This is a genomic window from Pseudomonas sp. R3.Fl (assembly GCF_023516765.1).
Lineage (GTDB): Bacteria > Pseudomonadota > Gammaproteobacteria > Pseudomonadales > Pseudomonadaceae > Pseudomonas > Pseudomonas citronellolis.
The window spans coordinates 3,936,595-3,955,167 of the sequence record NZ_JAMGSO010000001.1 but is presented as its reverse complement, the minus strand read 5'-3'; the positions used below and the strand labels follow the sequence as shown (position 1 = coordinate 3,955,167).

The window sequence follows — 18,573 nt, the reverse complement described above, 5'->3', positions numbered from 1 at the left end:
GCTGTGCCTTGACATAGGGAGAATGCCAATGCCACGCCTGCTCGCCCCGCTGTTGCTGCTGCTCTGCCCGCTGTTCGTCCAGGCCGAGGACGTCATCCGCGTCTACAACTGGAACGACTACATCGCCCCGGAAGCGCTCAAGGACTTCGAGAAGGCCAGCGGCGTCCGCGTCGAGTACCACACCTACAGCACCGCCGAAGAACTCAAGCAGGCGCTGCGCTCCGGCGAGAAGATCGACGTCGCCGTCCCCTCCCACAACGACCTGCCGCAGCTGATCAAGGACAAGCTGATCCAGCCGCTGGACTTCACCCGCCTGCCCAACCGCAGCCACCTCGACCCGCAGCTGATGAGCAAGCTGGCCGCCGTCGACCCCGACAACCGCCACGCCGTGCCCTACCTGTGGGGCGCCGTGGGCCTGGCAGTGAACCAGCCGCAGGCCGAGAAGGCCCTGGGCGGGCCGGTGCCGGACAGCTGGGGCCTGCTGTTCGACCCGCAATACAGCGCGCGCCTGAAGAGCTGCGGGCTGAGCCTGCTGGACGCGCCCGACGAGACCTTCTCGGTGCTGATGAACTACCAGGGGCGCAACTTCGCCCGCAGCGCGCCGACGCAGATCCGCCGCGCCGGCCAGGTGCTCGAGGCGCTGCGCCCGAACCTGCGCTACATCGACAGCGAGCGCTACATCCAGGACCTCAACGACGGCAAGCTGTGCGTGGCCATGGCCTGGGTCGGCGACGCCCTGCATGCGGCTCGCGCCGGGCAGCCGGTGCACTTCATGGTGCCGCAGGAGGGCTCGGTGCTGTTCATCGACAACCTGGTGGTGCCCAGCAGCGCCCAGCATCCGGACCTGGCCCTGCGCTTCATCGACTTCATGCTGCAGCCGAAGGTCGCCGCCCAGGTCACCGCCGCCACCCTCTACCCGAACGCCAACGTCGACGCCGCGGCCTTCCTCGACGCCGAGCTGCGCCAGCAGCCGGGCCTGTACCCGGACCAGGAGACCAAGCGCCGCCTGTTCGCCCTGGAAACCGCCCCGGACAAGACCGCGCCGGTCCTCAAGCAAACCTGGGACAAGCTGCTGGCCGACCACTGACGGCCAGCGGCGCGCGCCAGGGGCCGCGAACTTGCTCCGGACGCATGAGCTGGCGTCCAATAGCCCGCTCATGCTCGGAGAACCCCATGCCCGCCCCCACCAGCTCCCGCAAGCCCCGCGCCAGCAGCCAGGCGCGCATCGCCAGCATCCTCGACGCCGCCCGCGCGCTGCTCGCCGAAGACGGCACCGCCGGCCTGTCGATCTACGCCGTGGCGGAGCGGGCGGACATACCGCCGTCCTCGGTCTACCACTTCTTCCCCAGCGTGCCGGCGCTGCTGCAGGCGCTGACCGGCGAGGTCCACGCCGCCTTCCGCGCCTGCCTGGCGGCGCCGGTGGACCACGACGCCCTGCGCGACTGGCGCGACCTCTCGCGGCTGGTGGAGGAGCGCATGCTCGCCGTCTACGCCGGCGATGCCGCGGCGCGCCAGCTGATCCTCGCCAGCCACGGCCTGGCCGAGGTGACCCTCGCCGACCGCCAGCACGACATGGAGCTGGGCCGCTCCATGCAGGCCCTGTTCGACCACCACTTCCACCTGCCCGAACTACCCCGGGACATCGAAGTGTTCAGCCTGGCCATGGAACTGGGCGACCGCGTCTACGCCCTCTCGGTGCAACGCCACGGACGCATCGAACCGCGCCTGGCCGAGGAAGGGATGCGGGTGTTCGATGCCTATCTGTCGCTTTACCTACCGCCCTTCCTACCCAAACGGCAGCTATAGCCGACACGGGCTCTTCGTAGGAGCGAGCTTGCTCGCGAACGCTCTGGTACGCGCGATGTTCGCGAGCAAGCTCGCTCCTACAGTCCCTTCTTGCCCGCAGCTTAAGTCCGATATTTATCTGTCTTTTTATCGGATTCGATGCCGCGATAGAGAAATACCGCTTCAAAAGTCGATTTTTATCGGATATAAATCGCCCCAGCGCCGCGAAAGACGTCGACCTCACGCCTTCTCGCAGCACCCCACGGCCACCGCCCAACCCGGAAGGCCGATAAGTATCCGAATAAAAAGGTGTTCCATGACCCGTACCGTCACCGTCGCCGCCACCCAGATGGCGTGCTCCTGGGATGTCCAGGCCAACATCGCCAACGCCGAGAAGCTGGTGCGCCAGGCGGCCGCCCAGGGCGCGCAGATCATCCTGATCCAGGAACTGTTCGAGACCCCCTACTTCTGCCAGAAGCCCAACGCCGACTACACCCAGCTGGCCACCCCGGTGGAAGAGAACCCGGCGATCCTGCACTTCCAGAAGGTCGCCGCCGAGCTGAAAGTCGTGCTGCCGATCAGCTTCTTCGAACGCGCCGGCCGCGCGCGCTTCAACAGCATCGCCATCATCGACGCCGACGGCAGCAACCTGGGCGTCTACCGCAAGAGCCACATCCCCGACGGCCCCGGCTACCACGAGAAGTACTACTTCAACCCCGGCGACACCGGCTTCAAGGTCTGGGACACCGCCTACGCGCGCATCGGCGTCGGCATCTGCTGGGACCAGTGGTTCCCCGAGTGCGCCCGCAGCATGGCGCTGATGGGCGCCGAGGTGCTGTTCTACCCGACCGCCATCGGCAGCGAGCCGCACGACGCCAGCATCACCTCCCGCGACCACTGGCAGCGCGTGCAGCAGGGCCATGCCGGCGCCAACCTGATGCCGCTGGTGGCCTCCAACCGCATCGGCAAGGAAGCGCAGGACGGCTACGACATCACCTTCTACGGCTCCTCCTTCATCGCCGACCCGTTCGGCAAGAAGGTCCAGGAACTGAACGAGACCGAGGAAGGCATCCTGCTGCACAGCTTCGATCTGGACGCCCTGGAGAAAGTCCGCACCGCCTGGGGTGTGTTCCGCGACCGCCGTCCGAACCTATACTGGCCGATCGCGACCCTCGACGGAGAGAACCTCTCCGAATGACCTCGCGCGGCGGGAGGCGATCCCTCCCGCCGCTTCGTCCGTAGCTGCCCGCATCTGGTGACCCCATGACCACTCTGACCAGTACCCCCCGCGCCGATGGCTTCCGCATGCCGGCGGAATGGGAACCCCACACCCAGACCTGGATGGTCTGGCCCGAGCGCCCGGACAACTGGCGCCTGGGCGGCAAGCCGGCGCAGGCCGCCTTCAGCGTCGTGGCCGAGGCCATCGCGCGCTTCGAGCCGGTCACCGTCTGCGTTTCCGCCGCGCAGTTCGAGAACGCCCGCGCGCGCCTGAGCGACGCCATCCGGGTGATCGAGATCAGCAACGACGACGCCTGGGTGCGCGACACCGGGCCGACCTTCGTGGTCGACGACCAGGGCGGCGTGCGCGGCGTGGACTGGACCTTCAACTCCTGGGGCGGCCTCGACGGCGGCCTGTACTTCCCCTGGCTGCGCGACGACCAGGTGGCGGCGAAGATCCTCCAGGTCGAGCGCTGCGATCGCTACCGCACCGAAGGCTTCGTGCTCGAGGGCGGCTCCATCCACGTGGATGGCGAAGGCACCCTGATCACCACCGAGGAATGCCTGCTCAACCGCAACCGCAACCCGCACCTGTCCCGCGAGGAGATCGAGCAGGTCCTGCGCGAGCACCTGGCGGTGGACAGCGTGATCTGGCTGCCGGACGGCCTGTACAACGACGAGACCAACGGCCACGTCGACAACTTCTGCTGCTACGTGCGCCCGGGCGAAGTGCTGCTGGCCTGGACCGACGACGCCAACGACCCCAACTACCCGCGCTGCCAGGCCGCCATGCGCGTGCTGGAGCAGGCCCGCGACGCCAAGGGCCGCCAACTGGTGGTGCACAAGATGCCGATCCCCGGCCCGCTGCACGCCACCGAGGAAGAATGTGCCGGCGTCGACCTGGTGGAAGGCAGCCAGGAGCGCGACCCGTCGATCCGCCTGGCCGGTTCCTACGTGAACTTCCTGATCGTCAACGGCGGCATCGTCGCGCCGAGCTTCGACGACCCGAAGGACGCCGAGGCCAAGGCCGTCCTCCAGCGCGTGTTCCCCGAGCACGAAGTGGTGATGGTGCCGGGCCGGGAAATCCTCCTGGGCGGCGGCAACATCCACTGCATCACCCAGCAGCAACCGGCGCCGCAGAAGCGCTGAGCCGGTAGCTGCAAAAGAAAAGGCTCCCATCGCAAGATCCACAGGCGAGCATGGCTTCTCGTAGGAGCGAGCTTGCTCGCGAACCGCATGGCACCGCGTCTGTTCGCGAGCAAGCTCGCTCCTACGAAGAGCCCCCGGTGCGGCCTGTTGCTTCTAGGCGGTTTTCTGGGTTCCCGCGTTCGCGGGAATGACGGGGTGAGAGTCGTGTTTCCCGGCGTCATTCCCGCGAACGCGCACTGCTGTCCGGCACGCCTCATGCTATTAACAGCTGCCCCTGACGCAGGTTGATTTCGCGCATTCGCTCCTGTCGTCGTCGGTAACGTTCGGCCTCTAGACCAGGGCGCTGAAACAACGTCGCCTGCACCTCCACCATCAACATCCACAGGCTCTGCTGCGTTCCCGTTCTGCGTTGGTAAAGACTCAGCAGCAAATAGCTGATCAGCGCACAGAGAATCTGGATGCGCACGGCATTCTCGCTACGGCCCAGGAAACGCCTGACCTTCAGGTGTTGCTTGATCCATTTGAAAAACAGCTCGATCCGCCAGCGATCCCGGTAGCGCTCGGCGATTTCTGCCGCCGGGCTACTCAGGTCGTTGGTCGCCAGGCTCAGAGGCGGCTCATCGCCTGGGCGGTTCACCAGGATCCGCCGCAGGGGCTGGGTGTAGTGATTACGCCGCCGGCCACCTGGGTTGCGGTTGGAGAAACTCACCTCTTCGTCTCGCAGGATCGTTTCCCGGTCTTGCTGGGGGATCTCGCGCTGAGCCAGGACCTTGAGCTGCACATTGGACTTGAATCGTGTGACGAAGCGGGCCTTCTGGGCATCCAGGCTCGCCCACCAGTTGAAGTCGTAATAACCCTTGTCAAACACGTAGGTGGCCTGCGGTTCGATGTTCAGCCTCCTGCCTTCATCAACGTCGTTGACGTTGGCTGCGCTGAAGCTGCAGTGCACGGGCGCAGCCGCCTGCTCGGCATACAGCACATGGACTTTCAGCCCCTGGGAGCGGGTTCGATTGGACAGCGTCCATTCGTCGAAGCCAGGGCCCTTGAGGGGGATCGTGGTGGAATCCAGCAGGTACAGCAGTTCTTTCCCGTCACGGCGTAACTGCCGGCAGACGCCCGCCATCAGGTAGTGCGCTGCCTGGGCGAAGACCTCGGTATTACGGCGTTCGTTGGCGTCGGCCAGGGTGGAACGTCGGATCGGGCCCGTACCCAAGTGATAGTGCTGATGGGGATGGCTGTTGAAGCGGGTTTCAAGCGCTCGCAGGCTGCTCACGCCGGCCAGTTGGGCATACACCATGGCGACCAGGTGATCCCAGCAGCCAAAGCGCTTGCTGTGCTTGTCAGCGTTTTGTTCGGCGACCAGTCGATCGAAGACGCCGCGAGGCAGCGCTTTTAGAACATCGTGAAAACGGCTTATCCTGAACATCTTGCGGGGCTGTGAGGTTGAGTTGGCGCTCAACGGTTTAACCCGTGCCTTCAGCCCCCGCAAGCCCTCCAGACTTTCCCCGATAAATATTCCGGACAGTAGTGCGCGTTCGCGGGAACCCAATAAAACATGTAGGAGCGCGCCCTGCGCGCGAAATCGCGGGCAGGGCCCGCTCCTACAGTTCACCTCGCCGTGAGGCATGGCATCCCCCCGTAGGAGCGGACCTTGTCCGCGATAGCCGCAACCTTCGGCGCGCTCCTACGGAAAGCCCCGGATCTAGAACAGCGGCAGGGTGTAGCTGACGATCAGGCGGTTCTCGTCCTGGTCGCGCTGGGCCGGGGTGGCGCCCTGGGCCGGCAGGCCGCTGCGCAGCGAGGCGTTCTTCCAGGTGAAGCCCAGGCCCTTGAAGGTGCCGTCCGGGATCACGTAGGCCAGGGTGATGTCGCGCTCCCACTCGCTCTGGTCGCCGCGGGCGGTGTCGATGTTGTCGCCGCGCAGGTACAGGGCCTGGAAGGTCAGGCCCGGCAGGCCGGCCTGGGCGAAGTCGTAGCCGTAGCGGGCCTGCCAGGTACGCTCACCGGCGCGCAGGAACTTGCCGATCTGCACGTCGGTGATCAGGTAGGCGGTGGCGCCGTCGCCGTTGTTGATGAACGGGAAGTCGCTGTCGCCGCTGAGCTGCTGGTAGCCGACGCCGAAGCTGTGGCCGCTGACGATGTAGGTGAACAGGCCGCTGTATGCCTTGTTGTCGACCTCGCCCTTGGTCACGCCGTTGCCGTAGTAGCCGGAGGTGTAGTAGCGCGAGTCGTGGCTGTTCTTGCCGTCGTCGCTGCTGTTGAAGTAGCGCAGGTCGGTCTTCAGCACGCCCGGGCCGATCGCCCAGTTGTGCTGCAGGCCGAGGAAGTGCTGTTTGTAGAAGTCCTGCAGGTTGCCGTAGTAGTACTGCAGCGTCAGGTCCTTGGTCAGCTTGTAGTCGACGCCGCCGTAGTAGAACTTGTTGACGAACTCGCCGGTGCGCGCGTTGTTGGCGCCGGCGATGGACAGGCCCTCGTTGTTGCTCGAACTGCGGCCCTTGCTGTGCTCCAGCTGGCCGCCGATCAGGGTCAGGTCCTTGAATTCGTTGGAGGTGATCTGGCCGCCGTCGAAGGTCTGCGGCAGCAGGCGGCCGTCGTTGTAGGTCACCACCGGCAGCTTGGGCAGCAGGGTGCCGTAGCGCAGTTCGGTGGAAGAAACCTTCACCTTGGCGGTCGCCCCCAGGTGCGAGAAGTCGTCCACCGCGCGGCCGTCGCCATCGGTGGGGAACACGGTGCCCGAGAAGCTGGAGCTGGTCGGGTTGTAGTGGGTGCCCTTGCCGCTGTCCAGGCGCACGCCCAGCAGGCCCAGGGCATCGACGCCGAAGCCGACGGTGCCTTCGGTGAAGCCGGAAGTGTAGTTCAGCAGGAAGCCCTGGCCCCACTCCTCCTGCTTGCTCGGCTCGGCGGTGCCGTTGCGGTTGTCGCTGTTGATGTAGAAGTTGCGCAGGGTCAGGCTGGCCTTGCTGTCCTCGATGAAGCCGCCGGCGCTGGCCAGCGGAACATGGGCGCCAAGGGCAGCGGCCGCCACGGCCAACGCCAGGGTGGATTGCGTGATGTTACGACTCTTCATTGGTAATCCCCATTTATTGATCTTGTGTGAAGTCGGCAAAGCGCCAGGCGCCGCGCGGCGCGAATCCCACCGGACAGCCGCGCGGCCGGGCACGGCCCGGGCCGGCAGGCGAACGGCGGTCGTCAGATCGGTCGCCCCTGGGCGGGGTCTCTACGTGGGCAAGCAGGCAGGAAGGAACTTGCGGAAAGGCATGGCAACGTCATGGTGAATGCTCGTGTCTTGTTCTTGTGGGCGAAGCCTGAGGCTTCACCCCGACATGGCAATCCGCGGGCCAATCGGCCCGGCACACCCCGACACGTGGATTGGCGCGGGTTGGCGTCCCGTAGCCTGGTCCTTCGCTGCGCGCTGGTCAGCGGAAATCCGCCACCTTTCCCGGCCTGGCTGGCGGTTTGTCGCCATGCTCGCCGGACTTCATTGCCTGGACCCTGCGGCCACGCTGGGGGCAACGATAAGCAATCGGAAATAAATCCAAAAAGAATTAATTATTAAAATGTAATTCATTATTGGAATAAATAATGCGCCCGTATCCCTTCCCGGTCCATTTCCCGGAAGGGGTACGCGCAGGGCGCAAGAGAGGCAGCAACCCGGGCCGGGCCGCCGATCAGGCCTGTTCGATACGGTCCTTGCCGTTGCGCTTGGCCTGGTAGAGCGCGGCGTCGGCCCGGCCGTAGAGCGCCGAGAGGTTCTCGTCATGGGGCTGCAGCAGGGTCAGGCCCTGGCTGACGCTGATACCGAAGGTCTGCTCGTCTTCCTTGAAGCGCAGCCGCTGCACCTCGCGCTGCAGGCGCTCGCCGATCTGCCGGGCGGTCACCTGGTCGCAGCCGGGCAGCAGCACGGCGAACTCCTCGCCGCCGATGCGGCCGAACAGGTCGCCGCGGCGCAGCGCCCCGGAGGCGCACTGGGCCACGCGCTGCAGCACGCGGTCGCCGACCTGGTGGCCATAGCGGTCGTTGACCTTCTTGAAGTCGTCCACGTCCAGCAGCAGGAAGGCCAGGGCCGCGCCGGCCTGCTTGGACTCGTTGAAGGCCTGCTCGGCATTGTCGAAGAAGTAGCGGCGGTTGCTGCTCTGCGTCAGCACGTCGGTGGTGGCCAAGCGCTGCAGCTCGCTTTCCAGGTGTTTCTTGTCGGTGATGTCCTCGGCGATGCCGACCACCATCAGCGGCAGGCCCGCCTCGCTGTGCTGGCTGATGAAGCACTTGTCGCTGAGCCAGCGCACCTCGCCGTCGGCGCGCAGGATGCGGTACTCGCGCTGCTCCACGGCGCCGCGCTCGAGCACCTGCAGCAGGCTGCTGGCGGCGTAGTCGAGGTCGTCGGGGTAGATGGCGTTGAGCCATTCGTTGTAGTCGGCCAGCAGCAGGGCCGCCGAGCGGCCGAAGATGCTTTCGTAGGCGGGGCTGACGTAGACCATGCGCTGGGCCTGCCAGTCGAAAGCCCAGAGCACCGCGTTGACGCTGGCCAGCAGGGCGCTGAAGAGTTGCTCGCGTTCTTTCAGGCGCTCCACCTCGGCGCGGCTGTGCAGCAATGCCAGCAGCGCTTCGTCGAGATCCTGCGGCGCCCTGTACCTGTCATCCATGTCTCAGCTTCCCACAACTAATCGAGAGGTCTATGACCGCAAAATTAGCTAAGCGCTCGACAAAAAAAGAAAAAGCCCGCCGAACGGCGGGCTTTTTGTGATGCACATCTCAGTTATCAGGCCAACTCAGACAGCCGGGCGCAGCGAGTAGGTCTTCAGCTGTTCGGCGAAGTCGCGCAGCGACTGGATGCCGCTGGCCTCGGCCTCCTGCACCCACAGCTTGATGGCGGCCAGCATGTCGTGGCCGTTGGCGCTGGTCTTCAGCCAGATCTGCTGCAGCGCCAGGCGCTTCTCGTAGATCACCTGCAACGCCTGGCTGTGCTGCAGCAGGCGCTCGATGCGCGCGTGGTGGCGTTCCTCCAGCAGGCTGGTCTCGCGCGAGAGCAGGCGCTTGCCACGGCGGAACAGGTGGCGCACCGAGGCATCGGCCTTGGCCAGCTCCTGCTTGACCAGCGGGCCGATCACCAGCTTGCGGTACTGGGCCATGATCTGGAAGCGGTTGTTGAGGATGGCCATGGCGGTGTCCATGTCCAGGCTGCCCTTGCCTTCCACCCGGTGGGCGATCGGCGCGACCCGCGCCACCTTGGCCAGGCGCAGGAAGCAGAACAGCTTGATCCAGGCCCAGCCCAGGTCGAACTCCCACTTCTTCACCGACAGCTTGGCCGAGTTCGGGTAGGTGTGGTGGTTGTTGTGCAGCTCCTCGCCGCCGATGACGATGCCCCAGGGCACCAGGTTGGTGGCGGCGTCGCGGCATTCGAAGTTGCGGTAGCCCACGGCGTGGCCCAGGCCGTTGATGACACCGGCCGCCCAGAACGGGATCCAGGCCATCTGCACCGCCCACACGGTCAGGCCGAGGGCGCCGAACAGGGCGACGTCGATCAGCACCATCAGGGCGATGCCGCCCAACGGGAAGCGGCCGTAGAGGTTGCGCTCCAGCCAGTCGTCCGGGCAGTTCTTGCCGTAGATGCGCAGGGTGTCGGCGTTCTTCGCTTCCTCGCGGTAGAGCTCGGCGCCCTTGCGCAGCACGGTGCCCAGGCCCTTGTACACCGGGCTGTGCGGGTCCTCGGCGGTCTCGCACTTGGCGTGGTGCTTGCGATGGATGGCGGTCCACTCGCGGGTGTTCATCCCGGTGGTCATCCACAGCCAGAAACGGAAGAAGTGTTGCAGCGCCGGATGCAACTCGAGGGCGCGGTGGGCGGAATAGCGATGCAGGTAGACAGTCACGCTGACGATGGTGATGTGGGTGAGCACCAGCGTGACCACGATCAGCTGCCACAGCGGCAGATCAAGGAAACCGTTGTACCACATGAATGATAATGAACCTCGGCAATGGTCGATGGGCCCGGCGAAACAGGCCAGCTCGCATTATCACCAAGCGTGGCGGGAAAACCATCCGGTCTTTTTGATATGAACAGGGGCCAATGGCCATCCTCTATACTGCGCAGCCAATAACTCGCTCCCCTCGCGATAATGAATCCACGCCCGAGTGCCCTCCGCATCTGTTTGCTGTACCTGCTGTTCGCCTGCTTATGGGGGCTTACGAGCGACCAGTTGTTGCGCCTGGCGGTCGGCGACGCTGACCTGCTGCCCTGGCTGGTGGCGAAAAAGTATCTTTTCTTTGCCATCAGCGCCGGCGTGCTGTTCCTGCTGCTGGCCCGGCAGTTCAAGTGGATGCAGCGCACCTTCGCCGCCCGCGAGAGCAGCGAACGGCGCTTCGAACGGGCCCTGGACGCCCTGGACGACGGCCTCTGGGAATGGGACGTCGAGCGCCACCAGGTGTTCTACTCGCCCGGCTACGCGCGGATGACCGGCCTGAGCGAGGCGGAACTGGGCGACAGCTTCGAGGCCTGGGAACGGCGGCTGCACCCGGACGACCGCGACAGCGTGCTGGCCCAGCACCGCGACCTGCTGCAACGGCGCAGCCAGCGCCTGGAATGCACCTACCGCCTGCGCCACGCCGACGGCAGCTACCGCTGGGTGCATGCCCGCGCGCGCCTGAGCGGCGGCCACGACGGCGAGCCGCTGCGCATGACCGGCATCAGCCGCGACGTCACCGAGCAGCGCGAGGCCAACGACCACCTGCGCCAGGCCGCGGCGGTGTTCGAGGCGACTCAGGAAGGCCTGCTGGTGACCGACGACAAGGGCGTGATCCTCCACGTCAACCCGTCGTTCCAGCGCATCACCGGCTACAGCACCGACGAGGTGGTGGGGCGCAATCCCTCGATGCTCAAGTCCGGGCGCCAGGACGACGCCTTCTACCAGCGCATGTGGCAGGCCCTGAACAGCGAAGGCCTGTGGTGCGGGGAAATCTGGAACCGGCGCAAGAGCGGCGAGGTGTACCCGCAGTGGCAGCACATCTGCGCCGTGCACGACGAGCAGGGGCGCCTGACGCACTACGTCGCGGTGTTCTCCGACCTCAGCAGCATCAAGCGCTCGCAGCACGAGCTGGACTTCCTCGCCCACCACGACCCGCTCACCGGGCTGCCCAACCGCCTGCTGCTGCGCGAGCGCATCGAGCAGGCCCTGGCCCGCGCCGACCGCGAACAGGGCAGCGGCGCCCTGCTGCTGCTCGACCTGGACCACTTCAAGCACGTCAACGACAGCCTCGGCCACAGCGCCGGCGACCAGCTGGTCAAGACGGTGGCCGAGCGCCTGCGCGGCTGCCTCGACGAGCACGCCTCCCTGGCGCGCCTGGGCGGCGACGAGTTCGCCGTGGTCCTGGAGAGCCAGCAGCCGCACCACGCCAGCAGCCTCGCCCAGCGCCTGCTGGAGGCCATGCACGCGCCCTTCGAGGTGCAGGGCCAGCCGATCTACATCTCCGCCAGCATGGGCGTCAGCCTGTTCCCCGACGATGCCCGCGACGTCGACCACCTGCTGCGCCACGCCGATGCCGCGCTGTTCCAGGCCAAGGCCAGCGGGCGCAACCTGTACGCCTTCTACACCCCGGAGCTGACCGCCCGCGCGCGTTCCCACGTGCAGGTGGAAGCCGCCCTGCGCCAGGCGCTGGAACACGACGAGCTGCGCGTGTACTACCAGCCGGTGCACGACCTGGCCAGCGGCCAGGTGGTCGGGGTGGAGTCGCTGGTGCGCTGGCAGCACCCGCAGCGCGGCCTGGTGCCGCCCTGCGAATTCATCCCGGTGGCCGAGGAATGCGGGCTGATCGCCGCCATCGACGCCTGGGTGCTGGACCAGGCCTGCCGGCAGATGCGCCAGTGGCTGGACGACGGCGTGGCGCTGGATTTCGTCGCGGTGAACCTGTCCAGCCGCCTGTTCGGCCGCGACGGCCTGGAACAGCGCGTGGCCCGCGCCCTGCAGGAAAGCGGCCTGCAGCCGCGGCACCTGGAGCTGGAAGTGACCGAGAGCGCCATCATGCAGAACATCGACCAGTCGGTGGCCCTGCTGCAGCGCCTGCGGGCGCTGGGCGTGCAACTGGCGATCGACGACTTCGGCACCGGCTATTCCTCGCTGATGCGCCTGAAACGCATGCCGGTGCAGAAACTGAAGATCGACCAGGGCTTCGTCGCCGGCCTGCCCGGCGATGCCGAGGACGCCGCCATCGCCCGCGCCATCATCGCCCTGGCCCGCAGCATGGGCCTGAGCGTGGTGGCCGAGGGCATCGAGCGCCCGGACCAGGCGGCCTTCCTCCTCGACCACGCCTGCGACTTCGGCCAGGGCTACTGGTACGGCCGTCCGCAGCCGGCCGACGAGCTGCCCTGGGCCCGGGCGACGGCGACCGAATCGAATTAAAACCTGGTGGAATATAAAAATTCTTAAATAGTATTTTTAAGAATATTCGACTCCTGCCTAAGATGCGCTCACACCGCACGCGCCGCCCATCCGGGACGGCCCGGCGAAGCCCACCAAGGAGCCCAGATCATGAGCGCAACCCTCCGTAGCCTGGAAGGCCAGGACGAAGCCAACATCCTGCGTGAAGTGCAGAGCGCCCTGCGCGGTCTGCGTTTCGGCGCCGTCGAGATCACCGTGCACAACGGCCAGGTGGTGCAGATCGAGCGCAAGGAGAAGTTCCGCCTGCAGCAGCCCGCCAGCCGCCAGAGCTGACCCCCGGGGCCCATGCGCCCCACCGCGACGCCCCCGATAAGAACACGCCAACAAGCACAACACTGAAGATTCGTATCCAGGAGCTGCACATGTCCATCCGCCGTTTCGCCCTGGCCGCCCTGGCCAGCGCCTTGATCGCCGGCCCCGCGGCCGCGGCCACCCAACTGCTGAACGTCTCCTACGACCCGACCCGCGAGCTGTACCAGGCCTACAACGCGGCCTTCATCAAGCACTGGAAGGCCCAGGGCGGCGACGACCTGACCGTGCAGCAATCCCACGGCGGCTCCGGCAAGCAGGCCCGCGCGGTCATCGACGGCCTGAAGGCCGACGTGGTGACCCTGGCCCTGGCCGGCGACATCGACGAACTGCACAAGCTCGGCAACCTGCTGCCGGCCGACTGGCAGGCGCGCCTGCCGGACAACAGCACTCCCTACACCTCGACCATCGTGTTCCTGGTGCGCAAGGGCAACCCCAAGGGCATCAAGGACTGGGCCGACCTGACCAAGCCGGGCGTCGAGGTCATCACCCCGAACCCGAAGACCTCCGGCGGCGCCCGCTGGAACTTCCTGGCCGCCTGGGCCTGGGCGAAGAAGCAGTACGGTAGCGACGACAAGGCCCAGGACTACGTCAAGGACCTGTACAAGCACGTGCCCGTGCTGGACACCGGCGCCCGCGGCTCGACCATCACCTTCGTCAACAACAACATCGGCGACGTGCTGCTGGCCTGGGAGAACGAAGCCTTCCTGGCCAAGAAGGAACAGGGCGGCGAGAACTTCGAAATCGTCGTACCCTCGCTGTCCATCCTGGCCGAGCCGCCGGTGGCGGTGGTCGACAAGACCGTCGACAAGAAGGGCACCCGCAAGGTCGCCGAGGAATACCTGAAGTACCTGTACAGCGAGGAAGGCCAGCGCATCGCCGCGCAGAACTTCTACCGCCCGCGCAACGCCAAGGTCGCCGCCGAGTTCGCCAACCAGTTCCCGAAACTGGACCTGGTGACCATCGACAAGGACTTCGGCGGCTGGAAGGTCGCGCAGCCGAAGTTCTTCAACGACGGTGGCATCTTCGACAAGATCTACCAGGCGCAGTGAACCGCGCAGCCACAAGCGGCGAGCCATAAGCTGCAAACAGCTCGCTTGCCGCTTGTGGCTTTCGGCTTGTAGCTAACCGAGAGGTTTCAATGTCACGACGCATCTCCCCGGTCATACCCGGCTTCGGGCTGACTCTGGGCTACACCCTGGTGTATCTCAGCCTGTTGGTGCTGATTCCGCTGGGGGCCCTGTTCCTCAAGACCACCGAGCTCACCTGGGAACAGTTCTGGACCATCATCACCGCCCCGCGCGTGCTCGCCGCGCTCAAGCTGAGCTTCGGCACCGCGCTGATCGCCGCCCTGATCAACGGCGTGATCGGCACCCTGCTGGCCTGGGTGCTGGTGCGCTACCGGTTCCCCGGGCGCAAGATCATCGACGCCATGATCGACCTGCCCTTCGCCCTGCCCACCGCCGTGGCCGGCATCGCCCTGACCGCGCTCTACGCCCCCAACGGCATGATCGGCCGCTTCGCCACCGAGCTGGGCTTCAAGATCGCCTACACCCCGCTGGGCATCACCCTGGCGCTGACCTTCGTGGTCCTGCCCTTCGTGGTGCGCACGGTGCAGCCGGTGCTGGCGGACATCCCCCGCGAGGTCGAGGAAGCCGCCGCCTGCCTGGGCGCCAAGCCGCTGCAGGTGTTCCGCCACGTGCTGCTGCCGGCGCTGCTGCCGGCCTGGCTGACCGGTTTCGCCCTGGCCTTCGCCCGCGGCGTCGGCGAGTACGGCTCGGTGATCTTCATCGCCGGCAACATGCCGATGAAGACCGAGATCCTGCCGTTGCTGATCATGGTCAAGCTGGACCAGTACGACTACACCGGCGCCACCGCCATCGGCGTGCTGATGCTGGTGGTGGCCTTCGTCCTGCTGCTGCTGATCAACCTGCTGCAACGCCGCATCGAGACCCCGTAAGGAGCGCGCCATGAGTTCCGCAACGCTTTCCACCGCACAAGCGGCGAACGCCGCCCGGCGTGGCAACCCCTGGGGCCGCCGGGCGCTCATCGGCCTGGCCTGGCTGGCCTTCGCCCTGTTCCTGCTGATGCCGCTGTTCGTGGTCCTGAGCGAGGCGCTGAAGCAGGGCTTCGGCACCTTCCTCGAGGCTATCGTCGAGCCCGACGCCTTGGCCGCGCTGAAACTCACGCTGATTGCCGTGGGCATCTCGGTGCCGCTGAACCTGGTGTTCGGCGTGGCCGCCGCCTGGTGCGTGACCAAGTTCGAGTTCCCCGGCAAGAGCATCCTGGTGACGCTGATCGACCTGCCGTTCTCGGTCTCGCCGGTGATCGCCGGCCTGATCTACGTGCTGCTGTTCGGCGCCCAGGGCTACTTCGGGCCGTGGCTCAGCGACCACGACATCCAGATCGTCTTCGCCGTGCCCGGCATCGTCCTGGCCACCATCTTCGTCACCTTCCCCTTCGTCGCCCGCGAACTGATCCCGCTGATGCAGGAACAGGGCACCCAGGAGGAAGAGGCCGCGCGCCTGCTCGGCGCCAACGGCTGGCAGATGTTCTGGCACGTGACCCTGCCGAACATCAAATGGGGCCTGATCTACGGCGTGGTGCTGTGCACCGCGCGGGCTATGGGCGAGTTCGGCGCGGTGTCGGTGGTTTCCGGGCACATCCGCGGCGTCACCAACACCCTGCCGCTGCACGTCGAGATCCTCTACAACGAATACAATCACGTCGCCGCTTTCAGCGTCGCCACCCTGCTGCTGCTGATGGCCCTGGTCATCCTGTTGCTCAAGCAGTGGAGCGAGTCGCGCCTGTCCCGATTGAAAGTCAAAGCTGACGAGGAATAAGCCATGAGTATCGAAATCCGTAACGTCAGCAAGAACTTCAACGCCTTCAAGGCGCTCGACGACATCAACCTGGACATCCACAGCGGCGAGCTGGTGGCCCTGCTCGGCCCCTCCGGCTGCGGCAAGACCACCCTGCTGCGGATCATCGCCGGCCTGGAGACGCCGGACGCCGGCAACATCGTGTTCCACGGCGAGGACGTCTCGCAGCACGACGTGCGCGACCGCAACGTCGGCTTCGTGTTCCAGCACTACGCGCTGTTCCGCCACATGACGGTGTTCGACAACGTCGCCTTCGGCCTGCGCATGAAGGCCAAGAAGGAGCGCCCGAGCGAAACCCGCATCGCCGAGAAGGTCCACGAGCTGCTGAACATGGTGCAGCTGGACTGGCTCGCCGACCGCTACCCGGAGCAGCTCTCCGGCGGCCAGCGCCAGCGCATCGCCCTGGCCCGCGCGCTGGCGGTGGAGCCGAAGATCCTGCTGCTGGACGAGCCCTTCGGCGCCCTCGACGCCAAGGTGCGCAAGGAATTGCGCCGCTGGCTGGCGCGCCTGCACGAGGAGATCAACCTCACCAGCGTGTTCGTCACCCACGACCAGGAAGAGGCCATGGAAGTCGCCGACCGCATCGTGGTGATGAACAAGGGCGTGATCGAGCAGATCGGCTCGCCGGGCGAGGTCTACGAGAACCCGGCCAGCGACTTCGTCTACCACTTCCTCGGCGACTCCAACCGCCTGCACCTGGGCAACGACGAGCACGTGCTGTTCCGCCCGCACGAGGTCTCGCTGTCGCGCCAGGCGGTGGAAGCGCACCGCGCGGCGGAAGTCCGCGACATCCGCCCGCTGGGCGCGATCACCCGGGTGACGCTGAAGGTTGACGGCCAGGACGAGCTGATCGAGGCCGAAGTGGTCAAGGACCACGACAGCCTGGTCGGCCTGGCCCGCGGCGAGACGCTGTACTTCAAGCCCAAGGCCTACCAGCAGGTGGCCAATATCTGAGCCGCCACCCGTTGAAGAAGAACCCCGCCGCGGCGGGGTTTTTCGTTTGCGGCTATCCTGCCCCGCTCCACCGCCTAGGCAAGGCCCGCCCATGTTCGACTCGCTGCCCGCGCACCTGGACCTGATCGTCCTCACCTTCCTCCTCGCCGGCCTGGTCAAGGGCGTGGTCGGCCTCGGCCTGCCGACGGTGGCGGTCGGCCTGCTCGGGCTGGTGATGCCGCCGATGCAGGCGGCGGCCATCCTGGTGGTGCCCTCCACCGTCACCAACGTCTGGCAACTGGCCGCCGGGCCGCGCTTCCTCGGGCTGCTCAGGCGGATGTGGGGCATGCTCGCCGGCATCGTCGCCGGCACCCTGGCGGTAGGTTGGTGGCTGGGCGGCGAGCACTGGGCGGCGGCCACACCGCTGCTGGGCGTGGCGCTGGTCCTCTACGCGCTGCTCGGGCTGTCGGCGAAGCGCTTCCAGGTGGCGCCGACACACGAGCCCTGGCTGTCGCCGCTGATCGGCCTGGCCACCGGCGCCGTCACCGCGGTCACCGGCGTCTTCGTGATCCCCGCGGTGCCCTACCTGCAGGCCCTGGGCCTGGAGAAGGACGACCTGGTGCAGGCCCTCGGGCTGTCCTTCACCGTCTCCACCCTGGCCCTGGCGCTCACCCTCGGGCAGCAGGGCTCGCTGTTGCATGCCTCGGTATTGGGGGTGTCATTGCTGGCGCTGCTGCCGGCGTTGGCAGGGATGTACCTGGGGCAGTGGCTGCGCAACCGCATCAGCCCGACGGCCTTCCGCCGGTGCTTCTTCGGCGGGTTGTTGTTGCTTGGTGCGGACCTCGCCCTGCGCGGGCTCTGAGGCCCTGGGGCTCTGGGGGCTTTTCGTAGGAGCGAGCTTGCTCGCGAATGGTGTTTCCCTCTGGCTACGGTGCTTTGGATTGACTCCGCTCCCTCTCCCCAGCCCTCTCCCTGAAGGGAGAGGGGGCCGTTCGGCGTGTGCTGATGCTTCAGCTCTCCCTGACGCTATGCATAAAGCCTGATACCTCCATGAGGCACGGCCTTCGCGCCGGCACGGACTAGCCCCTTCTCCCTTCAGGGAGAGGGGCCGTTCGGCGTGTGCTGATTTTTCAGCTCTCCCTGACACTACGCATAACGCCTGATACCTCCATGAGGCACGGCCTTCACGCCGGCACGGACTAGCCCCCTCTCCCTTCAGGGAGAGGGCTGGGGAGAGGGGCGGCGTTCAGATTGGTACCGATGTTTCCGGGAGGCACCGTTCGCGAACAAGCTCGCTCCTACGAAGAAACCCCATCCTCCAACCGCCGCAGCAGGAACGCTTTACTCGACTCGATGATCGCCCGCTGCGTCTCCTCACTCGCCGTCATCCGCGCCAGCAACAACGCCCCGACGCACTGGGCAAGCATCGCCCACGCATCCTCCACATTCCCCAGCTCCTCGGCCCAGGCCTGCTGCAGCCCGAGCATCGCCGCCTCCACCGTGCCGCGCACCTGCTCGTCGGCGCGGGCGATGTCCGCGCCCAGGGCGGGAATGGCGCAGCCGCCGTCGACGTTCTGCACGTGGGCCAGCGTCAGGTAGCGCTGCAGGCAGCGCTCCAGGCGCTCGCGGCCGTGGCTGTCGCCGGCCTTGCCCAGGCGCTCGGCGCTGCGCGTCAGTTCGCGTTCGACGATGGCGGCGAACAGCGCATCCTTGGACGGGAAGTGGTTGTAGAAGGCCCCGCCGCTCAGCCCCACCGCCTTCATCAGCGCGTCCACGCCGACGCTGGCGAAGCCTTCGCGCTTGGCGATGGCGCCGCTGCTCTCCAGCAGGCGCTGGCGGGTTTCTTCCTTGTGGCTGGCTGAGTAGCGCAT

At 66.4% G+C, this 18,573-nt stretch carries 16 protein-coding genes; 11 read left to right on the top strand and 5 right to left on the bottom strand.

Annotation, left to right across the window (positions count from 1 at the left end; genetic code table 11):
- Positions 1 to 28 precede the first annotated feature (28 nt).
- From M8R19_RS17450 to aguA, 4 genes are all read left to right on the top strand, one after another.
- Positions 29 to 1,087 carry a polyamine ABC transporter substrate-binding protein gene (locus M8R19_RS17450; protein WP_249918439.1) on the top strand — a complete coding sequence of 353 codons (1,059 nt, stop codon included), beginning with the start codon at positions 29 to 31 and terminating at the stop codon, positions 1,085 to 1,087.
- 86 nt (positions 1,088 to 1,173) lie between these two features.
- On the top strand, positions 1,174 to 1,806 hold the full coding sequence (locus tag M8R19_RS17445) for a TetR/AcrR family transcriptional regulator (protein WP_009614000.1): 633 nt from the start codon (positions 1,174 to 1,176) through the stop codon (positions 1,804 to 1,806).
- 295 nt (positions 1,807 to 2,101) lie between these two features.
- Positions 2,102 to 2,983, top strand: coding sequence for an N-carbamoylputrescine amidase (gene aguB / locus M8R19_RS17440; protein ID WP_249918438.1), 882 nt, complete (start codon positions 2,102 to 2,104; stop codon positions 2,981 to 2,983).
- Between the two features lie 65 nt (positions 2,984 to 3,048).
- Entirely contained in the window at positions 3,049 to 4,152 is a 1,104-nt protein-coding gene (aguA, locus tag M8R19_RS17435; RefSeq protein ID WP_249918437.1) for an agmatine deiminase, read from the top strand.
- A 253-nt stretch (positions 4,153 to 4,405) separates the two neighbouring features.
- On the opposite strand, the gene M8R19_RS17430 is transcribed toward aguA, so the two are convergent.
- The 4 genes from M8R19_RS17430 to desA all read right to left on the bottom strand — a co-directional run bounded on the left by M8R19_RS17430 (position 4,406) and on the right by desA (position 10,100).
- On the bottom strand, positions 4,406 to 5,578 hold the full coding sequence (locus M8R19_RS17430) for an IS4 family transposase (RefSeq protein ID WP_249918175.1): 1,173 nt from the start codon (positions 5,576 to 5,578) through the stop codon (positions 4,406 to 4,408).
- A 276-nt stretch (positions 5,579 to 5,854) separates the two neighbouring features.
- Entirely contained in the window at positions 5,855 to 7,219 is a 1,365-nt protein-coding gene (locus M8R19_RS17425) for an OprD family porin (RefSeq protein WP_249918436.1), read from the bottom strand.
- A 601-nt stretch (positions 7,220 to 7,820) separates the two neighbouring features.
- The gene (locus tag M8R19_RS17420; RefSeq protein ID WP_074980357.1) at positions 7,821 to 8,792 is read right to left on the bottom strand and encodes a GGDEF domain-containing protein; all 972 of its coding nucleotides are present in this window, start codon (positions 8,790 to 8,792) and stop codon (positions 7,821 to 7,823) included.
- A gap of 126 nt (positions 8,793 to 8,918) precedes the next feature.
- On the bottom strand, positions 8,919 to 10,100 hold the full coding sequence (gene desA / locus M8R19_RS17415; protein WP_249918435.1) for a delta-9 fatty acid desaturase DesA: 1,182 nt from the start codon (positions 10,098 to 10,100) through the stop codon (positions 8,919 to 8,921).
- A 162-nt stretch (positions 10,101 to 10,262) separates the two neighbouring features.
- Here desA and M8R19_RS17410 point away from each other — a divergent pair, with 162 nt between their 5' ends.
- From M8R19_RS17410 to M8R19_RS17380, 7 genes are all read left to right on the top strand, one after another.
- A complete protein-coding gene (locus M8R19_RS17410; protein ID WP_249918434.1) occupies positions 10,263 to 12,539 on the top strand; it encodes a putative bifunctional diguanylate cyclase/phosphodiesterase in 2,277 nt (758 codons plus the stop codon).
- A 129-nt stretch (positions 12,540 to 12,668) separates the two neighbouring features.
- Positions 12,669 to 12,851, top strand: a complete 183-nt coding sequence (gene oscA, locus M8R19_RS17405) for a sulfur starvation response protein OscA (protein ID WP_009614015.1) — start codon at positions 12,669 to 12,671, stop codon at positions 12,849 to 12,851.
- Positions 12,852 to 12,940: 89 nt separating this feature from the next.
- Complete coding sequence (locus M8R19_RS17400) at positions 12,941 to 13,939, top strand: sulfate ABC transporter substrate-binding protein (RefSeq protein ID WP_074983137.1); 999 nt, start codon at positions 12,941 to 12,943, stop codon at positions 13,937 to 13,939.
- Positions 13,940 to 14,028: 89 nt separating this feature from the next.
- The gene (gene cysT / locus M8R19_RS17395; protein WP_074983139.1) at positions 14,029 to 14,847 is read left to right on the top strand and encodes a sulfate ABC transporter permease subunit CysT; all 819 of its coding nucleotides are present in this window, start codon (positions 14,029 to 14,031) and stop codon (positions 14,845 to 14,847) included.
- A gap of 10 nt (positions 14,848 to 14,857) precedes the next feature.
- On the top strand, positions 14,858 to 15,730 hold the full coding sequence (cysW, locus tag M8R19_RS17390) for a sulfate ABC transporter permease subunit CysW (protein WP_058070856.1): 873 nt from the start codon (positions 14,858 to 14,860) through the stop codon (positions 15,728 to 15,730).
- A 3-nt stretch (positions 15,731 to 15,733) separates the two neighbouring features.
- Positions 15,734 to 16,723 (top strand): sulfate/molybdate ABC transporter ATP-binding protein, encoded by a 990-nt coding sequence (locus M8R19_RS17385; RefSeq protein WP_249918433.1) that lies wholly within the window; start codon positions 15,734 to 15,736, stop codon positions 16,721 to 16,723.
- Between the two features lie 91 nt (positions 16,724 to 16,814).
- Positions 16,815 to 17,564: a sulfite exporter TauE/SafE family protein gene (locus M8R19_RS17380; protein WP_249918432.1), complete on the top strand. Its 750-nt coding sequence runs from the start codon at positions 16,815 to 16,817 to the stop codon at positions 17,562 to 17,564.
- A gap of 436 nt (positions 17,565 to 18,000) precedes the next feature.
- Here M8R19_RS17380 and M8R19_RS17375 read toward each other — a convergent pair whose 3' ends face one another.
- The gene (locus tag M8R19_RS17375) at positions 18,001 to 18,573 is read right to left on the bottom strand and encodes a TetR/AcrR family transcriptional regulator (protein ID WP_249918431.1); all 573 of its coding nucleotides are present in this window, start codon (positions 18,571 to 18,573) and stop codon (positions 18,001 to 18,003) included.

Coding starts and splice junctions, on each gene's coding strand:
- M8R19_RS17445 (WP_009614000.1), top strand. CDS start 1,174: ATGCCCGCCCCCACCAGCTCCCGCAAGCCCCGCGCCAGCAGCCAGGCG.
- M8R19_RS17400 (WP_074983137.1), top strand. CDS start 12,941: ATGTCCATCCGCCGTTTCGCCCTGGCCGCCCTGGCCAGCGCCTTGATC.
- M8R19_RS17380 (WP_249918432.1), top strand. CDS start 16,815: ATGTTCGACTCGCTGCCCGCGCACCTGGACCTGATCGTCCTCACCTTC.
- oscA (WP_009614015.1), top strand. CDS start 12,669: ATGAGCGCAACCCTCCGTAGCCTGGAAGGCCAGGACGAAGCCAACATC.
- M8R19_RS17410 (WP_249918434.1), top strand. CDS start 10,263: ATGAATCCACGCCCGAGTGCCCTCCGCATCTGTTTGCTGTACCTGCTG.
- aguA (WP_249918437.1), top strand. CDS start 3,049: ATGACCACTCTGACCAGTACCCCCCGCGCCGATGGCTTCCGCATGCCG.
- M8R19_RS17385 (WP_249918433.1), top strand. CDS start 15,734: ATGAGTATCGAAATCCGTAACGTCAGCAAGAACTTCAACGCCTTCAAG.
- desA (WP_249918435.1), bottom strand. CDS start 10,100: ATGTGGTACAACGGTTTCCTTGATCTGCCGCTGTGGCAGCTGATCGTG.
- cysW (WP_058070856.1), top strand. CDS start 14,858: ATGAGTTCCGCAACGCTTTCCACCGCACAAGCGGCGAACGCCGCCCGG.
- aguB (WP_249918438.1), top strand. CDS start 2,102: ATGACCCGTACCGTCACCGTCGCCGCCACCCAGATGGCGTGCTCCTGG.
- M8R19_RS17430 (WP_249918175.1), bottom strand. CDS start 5,578: ATGTTCAGGATAAGCCGTTTTCACGATGTTCTAAAAGCGCTGCCTCGC.
- M8R19_RS17420 (WP_074980357.1), bottom strand. CDS start 8,792: ATGGATGACAGGTACAGGGCGCCGCAGGATCTCGACGAAGCGCTGCTG.
- M8R19_RS17425 (WP_249918436.1), bottom strand. CDS start 7,219: ATGAAGAGTCGTAACATCACGCAATCCACCCTGGCGTTGGCCGTGGCG.
- cysT (WP_074983139.1), top strand. CDS start 14,029: ATGTCACGACGCATCTCCCCGGTCATACCCGGCTTCGGGCTGACTCTG.
- M8R19_RS17450 (WP_249918439.1), top strand. CDS start 29: ATGCCACGCCTGCTCGCCCCGCTGTTGCTGCTGCTCTGCCCGCTGTTC.
- M8R19_RS17375 (WP_249918431.1), bottom strand. CDS start 18,573: ATGCGCTACTCAGCCAGCCACAAGGAAGAAACCCGCCAGCGCCTGCTG.